This is a genomic window from Salmonella sp. 32070601201500089SM (assembly GCF_017573605.1).
In the GTDB taxonomy this organism is placed as follows: domain Bacteria; phylum Pseudomonadota; class Gammaproteobacteria; order Enterobacterales; family Enterobacteriaceae; genus Salmonella; species Salmonella enterica.
On the sequence record NZ_JAGETK010000024.1, the window covers coordinates 1 to 17,682 of the forward strand.

The window sequence follows — 17,682 nt, forward strand, 5'->3', positions numbered from 1 at the left end:
TGGCGTATATTACGCTTTCCTCTTTCAGAGTCAACCCTGAATTTCAGGATTTTTCTCTTCAACCGACCGGCTGTTTGTGTGAAGTGATTCACATCCGCCGTGTCGATGGAGGCGCATTATAGGGAGTTCTCTGCTGACCGCAATAGAAAAATTGCAGAAAAATGACTGTTTGCTGCATTCCCCAGCAAAACCCCTGGTTATACCCATTTACGCACAGACTTATCCACAAAATGCGCGTTCATCTCCTGGATCTTCTCACTCTGCAAACGATCTTTCAGGGATAAAAGCGGGGCCAGAATTTAAAAAGAAAAATTCGCGAGCGTTGCGCAAACGTTTTCGTTACAATGTCGCCGCAAAATGAGAATACCCCATAAGGGGCGTTAGCTGAGTTTTTCACGAAAAATTCAGCTAACGCTCTCTGTAATCGTCAAATCCAGGGGATTTACCATGCAACAACGTCGTCCAGTCCGCCGCGCTCTGCTCAGTGTTTCTGACAAGGCCGGTATCATCGAATTCGCCCAGGCACTTTCCGCACGCGGTGTGGAGCTGCTGTCTACGGGGGGCACCGCCCGCCTGTTAGCAGAAAAAGGCCTGCCGGTGACCGAAGTTTCCGATTACACCGGTTTCCCGGAAATGATGGATGGACGCGTAAAGACCCTGCATCCAAAAGTCCACGGCGGCATCCTCGGTCGTCGCGGCCAGGACGATGCCATTATGGAACAGCACCACATCGCCCCTATCGATATGGTTGTCGTTAACCTGTATCCGTTCGCCGAGACCGTGGCACGCGAAGGCTGCTCGCTGGAAGATGCGGTAGAGAACATTGATATCGGCGGCCCGACCATGGTGCGCTCTGCTGCTAAGAACCATAAAGACGTCGCCATCGTGGTGAAGAGCAGCGACTACGACGCCATTATTAAAGAGATGGATGCTAACGAAGGTTCTCTGACCCTCGACACCCGTTTCGATCTCGCGATTAAAGCCTTCGAACACACCGCCGCCTACGACAGCATGATCGCTAACTACTTCGGCAGCATGGTTCCGGCCTACCACGGTGAAAGCAAAGAAGCCGCCGGTCGCTTCCCGCGTACGCTGAATCTGAACTTCATTAAGAAGCAGGATATGCGCTATGGCGAGAACAGCCACCAGCAGGCAGCCTTCTATATAGAAGAAAATGTGAAAGAAGCGTCCGTTGCCACCGCACAGCAGGTTCAGGGCAAAGCGCTTTCTTACAACAACATCGCTGATACCGACGCGGCGCTGGAGTGTGTGAAAGAGTTCAACGAGCCAGCCTGCGTAATCGTCAAGCACGCTAACCCGTGCGGCGTGGCGGTGAGCACCACTATTCTCGACGCTTACGACCGTGCGTATAAAACCGACCCGACCTCCGCGTTCGGCGGCATCATCGCTTTCAACCGCGAGCTGGATGCCGAAACCGCGCAGGCCATCATCTCCCGTCAGTTCGTGGAAGTGATCATCGCCCCATCTGCGACCGAAGAAGCGCTGAAGATCACCGCCGCTAAACAGAACGTTCGCGTCCTGACCTGTGGCCAGTGGGCACAGCGCGTACCGGGCCTCGACTTTAAACGCGTTAACGGCGGCCTGCTGGTTCAGGACAGGGATCTGGGTATGGTGAGCGAAGCTGAACTGCGCGTGGTCTCTAAACGCCAGCCGACCGAGCAGGAGCTGCGCGATGCGCTGTTCTGCTGGAAGGTCGCCAAGTTCGTGAAATCCAACGCCATTGTGTATGCGAAAGAGAACATGACTATCGGTATAGGCGCAGGCCAGATGAGCCGCGTGTACTCCGCGAAAATCGCTGGCATTAAAGCGGCTGACGAAGGTCTGGAAGTGAAAGGTTCCGCGATGGCCTCCGACGCGTTCTTCCCGTTCCGTGACGGTATTGATGCCGCTGCCGCCGTTGGCGTGAGCTGTGTGATCCAGCCTGGCGGTTCTATCCGTGATGACGAAGTGATTGCCGCTGCCGACGAACACGGTATTGCGATGATCTTCACTGACATGCGCCACTTCCGCCATTAATGGAGCGAAACATGAAAGTATTAGTGATTGGTAACGGCGGACGCGAACACGCGCTGGCCTGGAAAGCCGCACAGTCGCCGCTGGTTGATACTGTTTTTGTCGCACCGGGTAACGCCGGTACCGCGCTGGAGCCCGCGTTGCAGAACGTGGCTATCGGCGTCACCGATATTCCGGCGCTGCTGAGCTTTGCCCAGCACGAGAAGATTGACCTGACCATCGTTGGCCCGGAAGCGCCGCTGGTGATTGGCGTGGTCGATGCGTTCCGCGCGGCGGGTCTGAAGATCTTTGGCCCAACCGAAGGGGCCGCCCAACTGGAAGGCTCCAAAGCCTTCACCAAAGATTTCCTCGCTCGTCACCAGATTCCGACGGCGGAATACCAGAATTTCACCGAGATTGAGCCAGCCCTAGCTTATCTGCGTGAGAAAGGCGCGCCGATCGTCATCAAGGCCGATGGTCTGGCTGCGGGCAAAGGCGTTATCGTGGCGATGACGCTGGAAGAAGCCGAAGCCGCCGTTCATGACATGCTGGCAGGCAACGCCTTTGGCGACGCGGGCCACCGTATCGTGATTGAGGAGTTCCTCGACGGCGAAGAAGCGAGCTTTATCGTGATGGTCGACGGCGAGCACGTGCTGCCGATGGCCACCAGCCAGGACCACAAACGCGTAGGCAACGGCGATACCGGCCCGAACACCGGCGGCATGGGGGCTTACTCACCGGCGCCGGTGGTGACTGATGAAGTGCACCAGCGCACCATGGAACGCATCATCTGGCCAACCGTGAAAGGCATGGCAGCAGAAGGTAACACGTACACCGGCTTCCTGTATGCGGGTCTGATGATCGACAAGCAGGGCAACCCGAAAGTTATCGAGTTCAACTGCCGCTTCGGCGATCCGGAAACCCAGCCGATCATGCTGCGCATGAAGTCGGATCTGGTGGATCTTTGCCTGGCCGCCTGCGACGGCAAGCTGGATGAGAAAACCTCCGAGTGGGACGAACGCGCTTCATTAGGCGTGGTGATCGCCGCGGGCGGTTATCCGGGCAGCTACAGCACCGGCGACGAGATCCACGGTCTGCCGCTGGAAGAAGTGGCTGACGGTAAGGTTTTCCACGCGGGCACCAAACTCGCCGATGACGATCGCGTGTTGACCAGCGGCGGTCGCGTACTGTGCGCCACCGCGCTGGGCCACACCGTGGCTGAGGCGCAGAAACGCGCTTACGCCCTGATGACCGACATCCGCTGGGACGGCAGCTTCAGCCGTAACGACATCGGCTGGCGCGCCATTGAGCGTGAGCAAAACTAACGGCTGAGTTTAGCCAGCAGCGTTTTGCGCGTAATGCCCAATTGGCGGGCGGCTTCCGTTTTGTTGCCGCCCGTTTTTTCCAGCGCAGCCAGAATCACCTCTTTTTCGACGTCCACCAGCGGTTGGATCTCACCACTGTATTCCGTTTTTATCGGCGTCGCGGCAATAGCGAGAGGCAATTCGCGTTCAGAAATGTATTCTCCCGTCAGCAACACCACCGCCCGCTCGATAGCGTTTTCCAGCTCACGGATATTGCCCGGCCAGTCGTAGTGGATCAGCAGCTCCATCGCCTGCGGCGTAAACCCCTTCACCGCTTTTCGGTTACGTTCGGCAAAACGCCGCAGAAAATGGTCTGCCAGTAGCGGAATATCTTCCCGACGCTGGCGCAAAGAAGGCATTTCAATCGCCACCACATTCAGGCGGTAATAGAGATCCTGGCGAAAACGACCAGCACTCACCTCTTCCGCCAGGTCGCGGTGGGTAGCGGCAATTAACCGAACATCCACAGATATCGTCTGGTTACTTCCCACGCGTTGCACTTCGCGCTCCTGAATCGCCCGCAGCAAACGTACCTGCATTAACGGCGAGATATCGCCGATTTCATCAAGAAACAATGTCCCGCCGTCAGCTTCGACAAAGCGTCCCTCCCGACGTTTATCCGCGCCGGTAAACGCGCCTTTTTCGTGGCCGAACAGCTCAGACTCCAGCAGCGATTCATTAAGCGCCGCGCAGTTGAGCGTGACCAGCGGTTTGTCGCTCCTGGCGCTACAGGCGTGTAGCGCCCGCGCCACCAGCTCTTTACCCGTGCCGGAGTCTCCGTGAATCAATACCGTGGCGTCTGATGGTGCGACCATCGCGATTTCATTCAGTAAATGTTGCATCGCCGGACTGCTGCCAATCATGCCAAACTGCGCAGCCGACGCCGATGGCAATTCAGCGCCCGTTTCCCGCGTATGCGCCAACGCCTTTTCCAGCGTCTCCTGCAGACGGTCAAAATCCAGCGGTTTAATTAAATAGTCGAGCGCGCCGGCTTTCAACGCCTCTACCGCCGTTTCCACGCTGGAGAATGCCGTCATAATCAAAATCGGAATGGCGGGATTGAGCGCTTTAATCTCTTTCAGCGTGGCGATACCGTCCATCTCCGTCATACGCACATCGCACAGTACCAGATCAAAGACTTTCTCACGCACCTGAGCCAACGCATCATGCCCACTGTAGGCCAGAGCGACGTTATAGCCCCAGCCCCGAAGCAGCGCCTGTAAAATCGTGCAGTGGCTTACATCATCATCCACAACCAGAATATCGATTTTTCCGCGTATCACCCTTGTTAATCCTGTTGTCTCGCTATCACTGGCAACCAGATAGTAAAGACCGCGCCTTTACCCTCAATACTTTTCACCTTAATCGCACCGCCATGCTGTTCGATGATATTTTGCACCACAGCCAGCCCCAGGCCTGTCCCGTCAGCTTTGGTCGTAAAATAAGGCGTAAAAATCGCCTCCAGCTGATCCGGGGCGATCCCTTTCCCGCTATCGGTAACAGTGATGATAACGCGGTCGGTCCCACTTTCTTTTGCCTCTACGCTAATCGTTCCCTGGCGGCCAATCGCATGAATAGCGTTCAGGTACAGATTCAACAGCACCTGAGTCAGCCTGTCCGGGTCAGCCTGAATACGCTTAAGCGTCTCATTCGCCGTGAATCTCAACTGAATCTCTCTGCTTTGGGCATCCTGACTGACCAGATTCAGGGAGTGAGTAATAATATCATTGAGGTTAACCGCCTGGAGCGTCAGATGCGCGGGCTTTACCAGTTCGAGCAATTCGCTTACCACCCGGTTCAAACGGTCGGCCTCTTTGGCCATCACCTGCGCCAGTTCATGCGACTCGCCGCCGGCTGGCGTGCGCTCGGCAAAGTATTTCGCCAGCCCTTTGATGGACGAGAGCGGGTTACGAATTTCGTGCGCGACGCCCGCCGCCAGATGCCCCATCGCCACCAGCTTTTCTTTACGCTTCATTGCATCAAGCAGTTCTCTGTGCGAGCGCTGATAACGCTGATGCCAAAAAAACGCCAGTAACGTTGCCAACAGCACCGCCGCTAACGCAGACAAAACAATCAGCGTATTACGCCACTCCCTTGCCTGTGTCGCGGCCAGCTCGCTGGCGTCAAAGGCAATAAAAATAGTTTGTTTCGCTGGTTCGTCGTCATTGGCGCTACGCGCCATGCCGTGCCCCCTCATACCGTGACCTCTCATACCGAAAAGCGGCTGGAACTGACGGTAAATTTCCAGCGCAGGCACCGTCTCGCCGTTAGCAGCAACGTCGACACGCCGCCAACGCTCCTGCGGCCCGGGGTTTAGTTGATGCATTTCAGATGCGGAATAGAGCGATTTGCCCACCATGCCAGGGTTGCTATGAGTGATGATTACCCCCTGCGTATCCGTTACGGCGAACCACAACACGCCTGGCTGACCCGCCATCTCTTCCAGCAATGTCTGCTGCTGCGCGTGATGCATCCGCATTCCCATACCTACTCGCGTGCCGGACTCCAGAGCGCGAATGAGTACATTTCCCTTTTCCAGCAGCGTCTGCCTGGCGGCAGCGCTCTCACGGCCATAGTCGCGAATGACCATAATGGAAAATAGCCCCACCAGAATGAAGATCGCCACAGGTAACAGTCGACTCAACCACGTTGCAGCGGCATCTTTATGTAATCGTATAAAACTCACAGGCTTCCCCGGCTCGTTTTTATTTTCCTTACTTAAGCAGAGATCATGCCATTCTTCGCTCCGCATAACCGCGCGGTGTCGCACACCCTTTCGGATACTAGTGGGTAAAAATGACTCGCCAGGCGGGTCATGCGAGTCATTTTTACTCGCTTTTTGCCGCCTGAAGCGGGTTAACTCGCTGCCCGACAAGGAATAGTTACCTGGCACGGAAGATGCAAGAGAGAGGATAAGATGAGCAACAGGAGAACGCAAAATGAAACGGAACAATAAATCAGCTATCGCGCTAATCGCCCTCTCTCTTTTGGCCCTGAGCTCCGGCGCCGCCTTCGCCGGGCATCACTGGGGCAACAATGACGGTATGTGGCAACAGGGAGGTAGCCCGTTAACCACGGAACAGCAGGCGACGGCGCAGAAGATTTATGATGATTACTATACGCAGACCAGCGCGCTGCGCCAGCAACTGATATCCAAACGTTATGAATACAACGCGCTACTGACCGCCAGTTCGCCGGATACTGCGAAAATTAACGCGGTTGCCAAAGAGATGGAGTCATTAGGCCAGAAGTTAGATGAGCAACGCGTGAAACGGGATGTCGCGATGGCGCAGGCTGGCATACCACGCGGCGCAGGAATGGGCTATGGCGGTTGCGGCGGCTATGGCGGCGGTTATCATCGCGGCGGCGGTCATATGGGTATGGGAAACTGGTAAAGCATGTTTGCCGAATGGCGGCTTCGCCATTCGGTATTCCATCAAAAGGTTTTCGCTTGCGGCTGCCAGTGACAGAAATCTGAATTCGCCACCAGCAAAAGTTGCGATCCTTCCGGCGCCTCCAGCCATGCTACGCTCACCTCTACCGATGAGTGGTTCTGGCGGCGCTCAATGTGGCTTATTGCCCAGGAATCCAGATCCGGTTTCAGCGTTTCACCTTCACAGGTGGTTACCGTATGGTCGGCGTGCCAGCGTCCCTGGCGTAGTATGACCCGCCCCAGGCGCAAGGCGTCGCTGGTCTGACGGATTTGTTCGGCGCGATAGCGATACAAGGCAATCTGATCGTTGGAAAGCTGCTGCTTCTGCCCCCCGACTTCACGCTGCATAAAACTGAGTTCGCCATGAGCGTCGAAACGCGCGCGAATATGTTCTGGCGGTTTGCTGTAAATATTGAGTTCAATAAGCGAAAGCGTATCACCCTGCCAACGATATTCGCTGGTCGTCGTGCTGCCGCTATGCCACGGGCTAAAAACAGAAAGCAGATGGACTTCATCGTTCGTATCTTTACGCCAGATACGCACCGCGCCGTGATCGCCGGCAAAGCCGCTGGCAGTAAACGGAGGCGGTGAAGCGTTATGACTGCAGGCAGTCAGCAACAGCGCGCCAGAAAACAGAAACGCGCGACGCCAGACAGACAAAAGGGGCTGACGAGCCCCTTCGATAAAACTGTTCACAGCTACGCGTCTTACTTAACTGCGTCTTTCAGAGCTTTACCAGAAACAAACGCCGGTACGTTAGCGGCGGCGATTTTGATTTCTTTACCGGTCTGTGGGTTACGGCCAGTGCGCTCAGCACGGTGGTTCACTTTGAAGGTACCGAAACCAACCAGTTGTACAGCATCGCCTTCTTTCAGAGACTCAGTAATAGCAGCCAGAGTGGATTCCAGAGCAGCTTTAGCCTGGGTTTTGGACAGTTCTGCTTTGTCTGCAATTACATCAATCAGTTGAGTCTTGTTCATAAGTTATCCTTACAATGTGTTTATCGCTTGCTAAGCATCGAGTGCGACGGAAATGCCAGAAAAGCACTCTCCTGCATACACGCACCGATAGCCACTTTTTTTCGCCTCCCAAATGTAGACCAGACGGGGGGCATAAGGGAAGCCTTATGGCACGACAAATCAGACGTTAAATCACGTTTTCTGGTGTCATTGCTGAAAATTTATACCGATATTGCTCTCGCCAGCCTCGCGCAGGTCTGCCCTGAGCCCTTTTATCAGTTCAATATCACGTTCTTCGCAGTCGGCTAAAAGTCGGAATATTTCCCACTGAATATCCCATTCCTGTTCAACGGCAGGGTTCGTTTTGAGCTCCTCATCGGTCATTTCCCGACCAGCCTGAGTCATTTCCAACATCGCTACCGTAGTAATGGAAGTCTTACTAACCTCAATAGCGTGTTCCAGCGTTTCGCCGCTAAGGCGAGAATGCATTAATTCGCTTAATGCGACGCAGGCATCAATCGCCGGGTAAACGCCGTACAGATCATAGTCGTCAGCTGCCGGAATTGCCTCTTCAAACTTCTCCAGTTGGCTATCGAAATTGACCTTTGCATCTTTCACCGTCAGGGTTTCCCAGATCAGATCCAGAATGCGACGGTAGATCTGTCCGTCGCCGAATTCCGTCTGCTTGCAAAACATGGCGTAGTTCGGGTACATGCGCTCGCACAAGCAGGCCATAAAGGTAACGTGCTGCCAGCTTTCCAGCCGCTCCAGACGCAAATGAATCGGGTTTTGTAACATGATGGAATCTCGAATCGGAAATTAGCGGCAGTTTACCTGAATCAGCGCTGAATTTCTTGCCAACGAACAAACGCCGGACGTCCGGAAGCGACGGCATCCGCCCAGCGCGTCGGCTCCGGCAGGCGATACCCTTTCATACAGCGCTGTACCCACGCCAGCGCGCTGTCAGTACTGACCCGGTGCCCTGTCGCGATAAACAGCGGATTACAGCGCGCCTTGCTGCGCCATACCCACGCCAGTTGCTCGCCTTTATCCATTAAGGGGCTAAGTGCGCCAGGTTCGGCGGAAAGTGGTTCAAATTTACCGCATAGCCGTTTTTTCGCTACGCCGATGGTCGGCACGTCCACCAACAGTCCAAAATGGCTGGCGACGCCAAGCCGACGCGGATGCGAAATACCGTGACCGTCTACAAACAGCAAATCGGGCTTTTGCAAGAGCTGTTCCCACGCCGCCAGCAGCGCAGGATATTCACGAAAAGAGAGGAAGCCGGGGATATACGGCATGGTGGTGGCAATACGTGCCACCTTGTACTCTACCAGTTCAAGCGACGGATATTTCAACAATACCATCGCCGCCCGCGTCACCTCGCCCCCCTGCTCAAAACCGACGTCCGCCCCGCCGATAAACGCTGGCGGATCTTTGTCCAACCGATCTTCGCGGCAAACCGATGAAGCAAGTTCTATCTGTTGAGCGCGTAGCGACGCGAGATCCATACTAACTCCTTAGTTGTGATACTGCGCAGAAAGTCGGTGCACTGCCTCCACAAATGCGCCAGCATGTTCTGGCGGCACATCCTGATGGATGCCATGTCCAAGATTAAAGACGTGCCCTTCTCCCTGACCGAAACCAGCAAGTATAGTCGCTACCTCGTCTTCGATCCGTGCCGGCGGCGCATACAGCATCGAGGGGTCCATATTGCCCTGCAGCGCCACTTTATGGCCAACGCGACGGCGCGCATCGGCGATATCTGTCGTCCAGTCGAGACCCAGCGCGTCGCAGCCGGTTTCCGCCATCGCCTCCAGCCACTGACCGCCACCTTTAGTGAACAGCGTTACCGGCACGCGGCGACCGTCGTTTTCACGCAGCAGGCCATCGACGATTTTATGCATGTAGTAGAGGGAGAATTGCTGGTAATCGCGGCCAGTCAGCACGCCGCCCCAGGTATCGAAAATCATCACCGACTGCGCGCCCGCTTTAATCTGCGCGTTGAGGTACAGCGTGACGCTTTTCGCCAACTTATCCAGCAGCAGATGCAACGCCTGCGGGTCAGCGTACATCATCTTTTTAATCACCGTGAAGGCTTTGCTACTGCCGCCTTCCACCATGTAAGTCGCCAGCGTCCACGGGCTGCCGGAAAAGCCGATCAGCGGAACCTCGCCTTTTAGTTCGCGGCGGATGGTCCGTACCGCATTCATCACATAGCCCAGTTCATCCTCCGGATCGGGAATGGGCAGCTTATCGACATCGCCTTTGCAGGTGACAGGAGCCGTAAAGCGCGGGCCTTCCCCGGCTTCAAAATAGAGCCCCAGGCCCATCGCGTCCGGAATCGTCAGGATATCCGAGAAAAGGATCGCCGCATCAAGCGGATAACGGCGCAGCGGCTGTAAAGTGACCTCGCAGGCCAGTTCGGCATTTTTGCACAGCGACATAAAATCGCCCGCCTGAGCGCGAGTGGCTTTGTACTCCGGTAGATAACGGCCCGCCTGGCGCATCATCCACACTGGCGTAACATCAACGGGCTGGCGCAGCAGCGCACGTAGATAACGATCGTTTTTGAGTTCGGTCATTTTTACATTCCTTTAGCGTTGATGCGCCCAGTGTAACATGTCAATCATATTCAGCCCGACACATTGCCACCGTATCTTCGATCAAACGGCGCGCGACGGTGCCCGGTGGCGGTAGTAGCGGCAGATCGTCATAACGGTACCAATTTGCTTCCAACAGTTCTTTCGGGTCGATGACAATCTCGCCGCTGTCATACTCCGCCATAAAAGCGGTCATCAACGACTGCGGGAAAGGCCACGGCTGGGAAGTCACATAGCGCAGATTTTTCACCTTAATCCCGCTCTCCTCCATTACCTCTCGCGCGACCGCCTGTTCTAAGGTTTCGCCGACTTCAACAAACCCGGCCAGCACGGTATGCACGCCGTTGCGGTGGCGAACGTGCTGGGCAAGGAGGATCGAATCCTCACGGCGGATCGCGACGATAATGCAAGGGGCGATTTGCGGGTAGTAACGCTCGCGGCAATGGCTGCACAGCATCGCCCATTCGGTTTTACTCGGGTGCATAGGGTGCCCGCAATAGCCGCAAAATTTATGCGATCGGTAAAACTCCGCCAACTGTACGCCACGTCCCGCCAGTTGGAACAGCCCTGCATCCTGATCGATAACCTGGCGAACCGATCCCATATCATGGCGTCGATGCTGTAACACCAGCCAGACGGGCTCGCCTTGCCATTCACCTATCCGGAGTGCGCGCTGCCCCACAAGATCGAAATTTGCTGCCAGCCCGTGTGGTAATTCCCCATACGGCAACCATAATTTTTGTTCATGGCTGACGATCCACCAGCCACTCTCTAATTTTTCAATTATACGATCCATAGCTCTTGCACTACCTTTGCTTCACTGGCATGTTGTTAACATTATTTTTACATTCATGGCGAGCAGCCTTTATCTAACTTGCGGAGACAATCATGCTAAACCAGCTGGAAAACCTGACGGAGCGCGTTGGCGGAAGCAACAAACTGGTCGATCGCTGGCTGGATGTACGTAAGCACCTGCTCGTGGCTTACTACAACCTGGTTGGCATTAAGCCTGGCAAAGAATCGTACATGCGGCTGAATGAAAAAGCGCTGGATAATTTTTGTCAGAGCCTGGTCGATTACCTTTCCGCCGGGCACTTCAGTATTTATGAACGTATTCTCCATAAATTGGAAGGAAACGGTCAGCTTTTACATGCGGCAAAAATCTGGCCGCTGCTGGAAGATAATACGCAGCGCATTATGGATTATTACGACACCAGCCTGGAAACTGCCATCGATCACGATAATTGTCTCGAATTTCAACAAGCTCTGTCAGATATCGGCGAAGCGCTGGAAGCCCGCTTTGTGCTGGAAGACAAGCTGATTATGCTGGTGTTTGACGCGATGCACGACGGCGCCAGAGTCAAACGTCCCGCTTGAGTTCTGCGCGAGTAACGGGTAGTTTACTTCAGCCCCCTCTTCGGAGGGGCGGTTATCTTGTCGGAGTGCTAATTTTCCACAAAAGCGTTCGTGATGCGTCAAGGCGGCAAGTCGGTGAATCTCCAGGAGCTTACATAAGTAAGTGACTGGAGTGAGCGGACGAAGCCAACGAAGAGGCAGCGCGAAGGATGAAGTGGAAAAGGCTGAGACCGTTAATTCGGGATCCGCGGAACCTGATCAGGTTAATACCTGCGAAGGGAACAAGAGTAATTCTGCTTTATGCTGCTGCCTTTACGGGCGGCGCACATCCATTACTCCATCCGTCGTCTGACAAGCCACGTCCTTAATTTTTTGGAATGAGCTATGTCTACAACAACGTTAACCCGCCGCGAGCAGCGCGCTAAAGCCCAGCATTTTATCGATACGCTGGAAGGCACCGCGTTTCCCAACTCGAAACGCATCTACGTGACCGGTTCGCAGCATGATATTCGCGTACCGATGCGCGAAATTCAACTTAGCCCTACGCTCATCGGCGGCAGTAAAGACAACCCGCAGTTTGAAGAGAACGAAGCCGTACCGGTATACGACACCTCCGGCCCGTATGGCGATCCTGAGGTGACGATTAACGTCCAGCAGGGTCTGGCGAAACTGCGCCAGCCGTGGATTGACGCACGTAACGATAGCGAAGAATTAGACGACCGTAGCTCGGCTTACACCAAAGAACGTCTGGCCGACGATGGCCTGGACGATCTGCGTTTTACCGGCCTGCTGACGCCAAAACGCGCTAAGGCGGGCAAGCGCGTCACCCAGTTACACTACGCCCGCCAGGGGATCGTCACTCCCGAAATGGAATTTATCGCCATCCGCGAAAACATGGGCCGCGAGCGCATTCGTAGTGAAGTGCTGCGCCACCAGCATCCGGGGATGAACTTTGGCGCGCGCCTACCGGAAAACATCACCCCGGAATTCGTGCGTGATGAAGTCGCCGCGGGCCGCGCGATTATTCCCGCCAACATCAACCACCCGGAATCGGAGCCGATGATCATCGGCCGCAACTTCCTGGTCAAAGTGAATGCCAACATCGGCAACTCGGCGGTCACCTCCTCCATCGAAGAAGAGGTGGAAAAACTGGTCTGGTCGACCCGCTGGGGCGCGGACACGGTGATGGACCTCTCCACCGGCCGCTATATCCACGAAACCCGCGAATGGATCCTGCGTAACAGCCCGGTACCGATCGGCACCGTCCCGATCTACCAGGCGCTGGAGAAGGTCAACGGGATCGCCGAAGATCTTACCTGGGAAGCGTTCCGCGACACGCTGCTGGAGCAGGCCGAACAGGGCGTCGACTACTTCACCATTCACGCGGGCGTGCTGCTGCGCTACGTGCCGATGACCGCCAAACGCCTGACCGGGATTGTCTCACGCGGAGGCTCGATCATGGCGAAGTGGTGTCTCTCCCATCACAAAGAGAACTTCCTGTTCGAACATTTCCGCGAGATTTGCGAAATCTGCGCCGCCTACGACGTTTCCCTGTCGCTGGGCGACGGCCTGCGCCCCGGCTCCATTCAGGACGCCAACGACGAAGCGCAGTTCTCCGAGCTGCATACGCTGGGCGAGCTGACCAAAATCGCCTGGGAATACGACGTGCAGGTGATGATTGAAGGCCCGGGACACGTGCCGATGCATATGATTCAGCGCAACATGACCGAAGAGCTGGAGAGCTGCCACGAAGCGCCGTTCTACACCTTAGGGCCGCTGACTACCGATATCGCGCCGGGCTATGACCACTTCACCTCTGGCATTGGCGCCGCGATGATCGGCTGGTTTGGCTGCGCGATGCTGTGTTATGTGACGCCGAAAGAGCATCTCGGTCTGCCGAATAAAGAAGATGTGAAGCAGGGGCTGATCACCTACAAGATCGCCGCCCACGCCGCGGATTTAGCCAAAGGACATCCGGGCGCGCAGATCCGCGATAACGCCATGTCGAAAGCGCGCTTTGAATTCCGCTGGGAAGATCAGTTTAACCTCGCGCTCGACCCGTTCACCGCCCGCGCCTACCACGATGAAACCCTGCCGCAGGAGTCCGGCAAGGTCGCCCACTTCTGTTCCATGTGCGGGCCGAAGTTCTGCTCGATGAAAATCAGCCAGGAGGTCCGCGACTACACCGCCGCACAAACCATTGAAGTGGGGATGGCGGATATGTCGGAAAACTTCCGCGCCAAAGGTGGCGAAATTTATCTCAAGCGGGAGGAAGCCTGATGTATCAGCCTGATTTCCCAACCGTACCGTTCCGCCTCGGGCTTTACCCGGTGGTGGACAGCGTTGCATGGATTGAGCGCCTGCTGGAGGCGGGCGTGCGCACGATCCAGTTGCGTATCAAAGATAAACGCGATGAAGAGGTGGAAGCCGACGTTATCGCCGCCATCGCACTGGGGCGTCGTTATGACGCCCGGCTGTTTATCAACGATTACTGGCGTCTGGCAATTAAACACCGCGCTTACGGCGTGCATCTGGGCCAGGAAGACCTTGAAACCACTGACCTGAAGGCGATTCAGGCGGCGGGCTTACGCCTGGGCGTATCGACCCACGATGATATGGAGATAGACGTGGCGCTGGCCGCTAAGCCTTCTTATATCGCACTCGGCCACGTCTTCCCGACGCAAACCAAGCAAATGCCTTCCGCCCCGCAGGGACTGGCGCAGTTGGCCAGTCATATTGAACGACTGGCGGATTACCCGACCGTCGCGATCGGCGGCATCAGCCTTGAACGCGCTCCGGCGGTACTGGCGACCGGCGTCGGCAGCGTGGCTGTGGTTAGCGCCATTACCCAGGCGGCAGACTGGCGTGAAGCCACCGCGCAACTGCTGGCAATCGTGGGAGTCGGCGATGAATGACCGTGACTTTATGCGCTACAGCCGGCAAATCCTGCTCGGCGATATCGCCATTGAAGGCCAGCAAAAGCTGCTCGCGAGTCATGTGCTGATCGTGGGTTTAGGTGGGTTAGGTTCACCTGCCGCGCTGTATCTGGCGGGAGCAGGCATCGGCAAACTGACGCTGGTAGACGATGACGACATTCATCTGAGCAATTTGCAGCGCCAGATTCTATTTACCACCGATGATATCGCGCGTTCAAAATCTCAGGTTGCCCAGCAGCGCCTGACACAGCTCAACCCGGATATCGAACTGATATCACTCCAGCAGCGACTAAAAGGCGAGGCACTGCGGCATGCGGTAGCACACGCCGACGTGGTGCTCGACTGTACCGACAACATGGCGACCCGTCAGGAAATTAACGCCGCCTGCGTGGCACTGAATACACCATTAATTACCGCCAGCGCCGTCGGCTTTGGCGGCCAATTGATGGTACTGACGCCACCGTGGGAGCAAGGCTGCTACCGTTGCCTGTGGCCGGACGATGTCGAGCCTGAACGCAACTGCCGTACCGCCGGTATCGTCGGACCGGTTGTTGGCGTAATGGGTACTTTGCAGGCGCTGGAGGCGATTAAATTACTCAGCGGTATTGAGACGCCCAGCGGAGAGCTACGCCTGTTTGACGGCAAAACCAGCCAGTGGCGCAGCCTCGCGCTGCGTCGCGCCAGCGGCTGTCCGGTATGCGGAGGGCGACATGCAAATTCAATTCAATGACGAGCCGATGCAGTGCGCCGAAGGACAAACCGTCAGCAGCCTGCTCGCTACGCTTAATCAGCTTAAACCGGGCGCGGCGCTGGCGCTCAATCAGCAGATCCTGCCGCGCGAGCAGTGGCAGCAGCAAATCGTGCAGGAAGGCGACCAGATCCTGCTTTTTCAGGTTATTGCAGGGGGTTGAGATGTTACGTATTGCCGACAAAACGTTTGATTCACATCTGTTCACCGGTACCGGAAAATTTGCTTCGTCGCAGCTGATGGTCGAGGCAATTCGCGCTTCCGGCAGCCAGTTGGTGACGCTGGCGATGAAGCGCGTGGATTTACGTCAGCATAACGACGCTATCCTGGCGCCGCTCATTGAAGCGGGCGTCACGCTGCTGCCCAATACCTCCGGGGCGAAAACCGCTGAAGAGGCGATCTTCGCCGCCCAGCTGGCGCGTGAAGCGCTGGGCACAAACTGGTTGAAATTAGAAATCCACCCGGATGCCCGCTGGCTATTGCCGGATCCGATCGAAACGCTAAAAGCCGCCGAGGCGCTGGTGAAGCAGGGTTTTGTGGTGCTGCCCTACTGCGGCGCGGATCCGGTGTTGTGCAAGAGGCTGGAAGAGGTCGGCTGCGCGGCGGTAATGCCGCTCGGCGCGCCGATCGGTTCTAACCAGGGGCTGGAAACCAAAGCCATGCTGGAGATTATTATCCAGCAGTCCACCGTACAGGTGGTGGTTGATGCGGGCATTGGCGTGCCCAGCCATGCGGCGCAGGCGCTGGAAATGGGCGCTGATGCCGTGCTGGTCAACACGGCGATTGCCGTGGCGGACGATCCGGTGATGATGGCAACCGCCTTTCGTCTGGCGGTGGAAGCCGGATTACTGGCGCGGCAGGCTGTGCCAGGAAGCAAAAGTTCGCAGGCCAGCGCCACCAGCCCGCTCACCGGGTTTCTGGAGGCCCTGGCATGAAAACCTTCAGCGACCGTTGGCGACAACTGGAGTGGGACGATATTCGCCTGCGCATCAACGGTAAAACCGCCGCTGACGTGGAACGTGCGCTGAACGCCGCGCATCTTAGCCGGGATGATTTGATGGCACTGCTCTCCCCCGCCGCCGCCGATTATCTGGAACCGATAGCGCAGCGGGCGCAAAGGCTGACCCGACAACGCTTTGGCAACACCGTCAGTTTTTACGTGCCGCTTTATCTCTCAAACCTCTGTGCCAACGACTGCACCTACTGTGGCTTCTCGATGAGCAACCGCATCAAGCGTAAGACGCTGGATGAGGTGGATATTCAAAGGGAGTGCGATGCTATCCGTAAACTGGGCTTTGAGCATCTGTTGCTGGTGACTGGCGAACATCAGACCAAAGTAGGAATGAACTATTTTCGCCGCCATTTACCGGCTATCCGCCGTCAATTTTCATCATTACAGATGGAAGTCCAGCCCTTGTCGCAAGAAAACTATGCGGAGCTCAAAACGCTGGGGATCGATGGCGTGATGGTTTATCAGGAAACTTACCATGAGGCAATCTATGCACAGCATCACCTGAAGGGAAAGAAACAGGACTTTTTCTGGCGGCTGGAAACGCCGGATCGGTTAGGCCGGGCAGGTATCGACAAAATCGGTCTTGGCGCGCTAATTGGTCTGTCGGACAACTGGCGGGTGGATTGCTATATGGTGGCGGAGCATCTGTTGTGGATGCAGAAACAGTACTGGCAGAGTCGCTATTCTGTTTCCTTCCCGCGTCTGCGTCCGTGTACTGGCGGTGTGGAACCCGCATCTGTGATGGATGAAAAGCAACTGGTGCAAACGATTTGCGCTTTCCGGTTATTGGCGCCGGAAATTGAGCTCTCACTTTCCACCCGCGAATCGCCCTGGTTCCGAGACCATGTGATTCCTCTGGCAATCAACAACGTCAGCGCCTTCTCAAAAACGCAGCCCGGCGGCTACGCTGACGATCATCCGGAACTGGAGCAGTTTTCTCCCCACGATGCCCGTCGGCCTGAAACCGTAGCAAGCGCGTTAAGCGCGCAAGGGTTACAGCCCGTGTGGAAAGACTGGGACAGTTGGCTGGGGCGCGCTTCGCAAATGCGGTGAACCCGTATGTAAACGCATTAATATTTCACGAGCGAGTACGTAATGTGAAAAACGGGAGATTGTTATCGGCCTCCCGTTTTTCTATGTCCGTTCTGAACAGCACTGCGATTTTAAAGTGGCGTTGTAGTAGAGAAAACTGAGCATCAAATATTTTTTCGCCGAAACTTGATAGTTTATGCCAATATTTTATGTATTCAATAGCATG

Annotated in this window: 18 protein-coding genes and 1 riboswitch; of the genes, 10 read left to right on the forward strand and 8 right to left on the reverse strand. The window is 55.9% G+C overall.

Features of this window, described 5'->3' with window-relative positions:
- The first annotated feature begins 447 nt into the window (after positions 1 to 447).
- Both purH and purD read left to right on the forward strand, forming a co-directional pair.
- Positions 448 to 2,037, forward strand: coding sequence for a bifunctional phosphoribosylaminoimidazolecarboxamide formyltransferase/IMP cyclohydrolase (purH, locus tag J4728_RS23020; RefSeq protein ID WP_001187509.1), 1,590 nt, complete (start codon positions 448 to 450; stop codon positions 2,035 to 2,037).
- Positions 2,038 to 2,048: 11 nt separating this feature from the next.
- Entirely contained in the window at positions 2,049 to 3,338 is a 1,290-nt protein-coding gene (gene purD / locus J4728_RS23025; RefSeq protein WP_000866767.1) for a phosphoribosylamine--glycine ligase, read from the forward strand.
- Here purD and zraR read toward each other — a convergent pair.
- Positions 3,335 to 4,660 carry a sigma-54-dependent response regulator transcription factor ZraR gene (gene zraR, locus J4728_RS23030; protein ID WP_208212490.1) on the reverse strand — a complete coding sequence of 442 codons (1,326 nt, stop codon included), beginning with the start codon at positions 4,658 to 4,660 and terminating at the stop codon, positions 3,335 to 3,337. The two genes, purD and zraR, sit on opposite strands and share 4 nt — an antisense overlap.
- A 5-nt stretch (positions 4,661 to 4,665) precedes the next feature.
- Positions 4,666 to 6,063 carry a two-component system sensor histidine kinase ZraS gene (gene zraS, locus J4728_RS23035; protein ID WP_208212492.1) on the reverse strand — a complete coding sequence of 466 codons (1,398 nt, stop codon included), beginning with the start codon at positions 6,061 to 6,063 and terminating at the stop codon, positions 4,666 to 4,668.
- A gap of 253 nt (positions 6,064 to 6,316) precedes the next feature.
- Between zraS and zraP the strand changes: the two genes are divergently transcribed.
- The gene (gene zraP / locus J4728_RS23040; RefSeq protein WP_000828129.1) at positions 6,317 to 6,772 is read left to right on the forward strand and encodes a zinc resistance sensor/chaperone ZraP; all 456 of its coding nucleotides are present in this window, start codon (positions 6,317 to 6,319) and stop codon (positions 6,770 to 6,772) included.
- A gap of 41 nt (positions 6,773 to 6,813) precedes the next feature.
- On the opposite strand, the gene J4728_RS23045 is transcribed toward zraP, so the two are convergent.
- The 6 genes from J4728_RS23045 to nudC form a co-directional block, all read right to left on the reverse strand.
- Positions 6,814 to 7,506: a DUF1481 domain-containing protein gene (locus J4728_RS23045; RefSeq protein ID WP_001083931.1), complete on the reverse strand. Its 693-nt coding sequence runs from the start codon at positions 7,504 to 7,506 to the stop codon at positions 6,814 to 6,816.
- Between the two features lie 11 nt (positions 7,507 to 7,517).
- Positions 7,518 to 7,790, reverse strand: a complete 273-nt coding sequence (gene hupA, locus J4728_RS23050; RefSeq protein WP_001044509.1) for a nucleoid-associated protein HU-alpha — start codon at positions 7,788 to 7,790, stop codon at positions 7,518 to 7,520.
- Positions 7,791 to 7,976: 186 nt separating this feature from the next.
- On the reverse strand, positions 7,977 to 8,567 hold the full coding sequence (locus tag J4728_RS23055) for a YjaG family protein (RefSeq protein WP_000940092.1): 591 nt from the start codon (positions 8,565 to 8,567) through the stop codon (positions 7,977 to 7,979).
- 41 nt (positions 8,568 to 8,608) lie between these two features.
- Positions 8,609 to 9,280 (reverse strand): deoxyribonuclease V, encoded by a 672-nt coding sequence (gene nfi / locus J4728_RS23060; protein WP_023200831.1) that lies wholly within the window; start codon positions 9,278 to 9,280, stop codon positions 8,609 to 8,611.
- Positions 9,281 to 9,289: 9 nt separating this feature from the next.
- On the reverse strand, positions 9,290 to 10,354 hold the full coding sequence (gene hemE / locus J4728_RS23065) for a uroporphyrinogen decarboxylase (RefSeq protein WP_000137625.1): 1,065 nt from the start codon (positions 10,352 to 10,354) through the stop codon (positions 9,290 to 9,292).
- A gap of 40 nt (positions 10,355 to 10,394) precedes the next feature.
- Positions 10,395 to 11,168: an NAD(+) diphosphatase gene (nudC, locus tag J4728_RS23070; RefSeq protein WP_000373958.1), complete on the reverse strand. Its 774-nt coding sequence runs from the start codon at positions 11,166 to 11,168 to the stop codon at positions 10,395 to 10,397.
- Between the two features lie 92 nt (positions 11,169 to 11,260).
- Here nudC and rsd point away from each other — a divergent pair, with 92 nt between their 5' ends.
- The 7 genes from rsd to thiH all read left to right on the forward strand — a co-directional run bounded on the left by rsd (position 11,261) and on the right by thiH (position 17,477).
- Entirely contained in the window at positions 11,261 to 11,749 is a 489-nt protein-coding gene (rsd, locus tag J4728_RS23075; protein WP_000934317.1) for a sigma D regulator, read from the forward strand.
- A gap of 52 nt (positions 11,750 to 11,801) precedes the next feature.
- Positions 11,802 to 12,026, forward strand: a riboswitch (TPP riboswitch).
- A gap of 86 nt (positions 12,027 to 12,112) precedes the next feature.
- A complete protein-coding gene (gene thiC / locus J4728_RS23080) occupies positions 12,113 to 14,008 on the forward strand; it encodes a phosphomethylpyrimidine synthase ThiC (RefSeq protein ID WP_208212494.1) in 1,896 nt (631 codons plus the stop codon).
- Positions 14,008 to 14,643 (forward strand): thiamine phosphate synthase, encoded by a 636-nt coding sequence (gene thiE, locus J4728_RS23085; protein WP_079898844.1) that lies wholly within the window; start codon positions 14,008 to 14,010, stop codon positions 14,641 to 14,643. Before thiC ends, thiE begins: the two co-directional genes overlap by 1 nt.
- A complete protein-coding gene (gene thiF / locus J4728_RS23090; RefSeq protein WP_079903353.1) occupies positions 14,636 to 15,394 on the forward strand; it encodes a thiazole biosynthesis adenylyltransferase ThiF in 759 nt (252 codons plus the stop codon). Before thiE ends, thiF begins: the two co-directional genes overlap by 8 nt.
- On the forward strand, positions 15,375 to 15,575 hold the full coding sequence (gene thiS, locus J4728_RS23095) for a sulfur carrier protein ThiS (RefSeq protein ID WP_001166845.1): 201 nt from the start codon (positions 15,375 to 15,377) through the stop codon (positions 15,573 to 15,575). The genes thiF and thiS overlap by 20 nt, the downstream gene beginning before the upstream one ends.
- Position 15,576: 1 nt before the next feature.
- Positions 15,577 to 16,347, forward strand: coding sequence for a thiazole synthase (thiG, locus tag J4728_RS23100; RefSeq protein WP_208212495.1), 771 nt, complete (start codon positions 15,577 to 15,579; stop codon positions 16,345 to 16,347).
- Positions 16,344 to 17,477 (forward strand): 2-iminoacetate synthase ThiH, encoded by a 1,134-nt coding sequence (thiH, locus tag J4728_RS23105; RefSeq protein WP_208212497.1) that lies wholly within the window; start codon positions 16,344 to 16,346, stop codon positions 17,475 to 17,477. The genes thiG and thiH overlap by 4 nt, the downstream gene beginning before the upstream one ends.
- Positions 17,478 to 17,682: the final 205 nt, after the last annotated feature.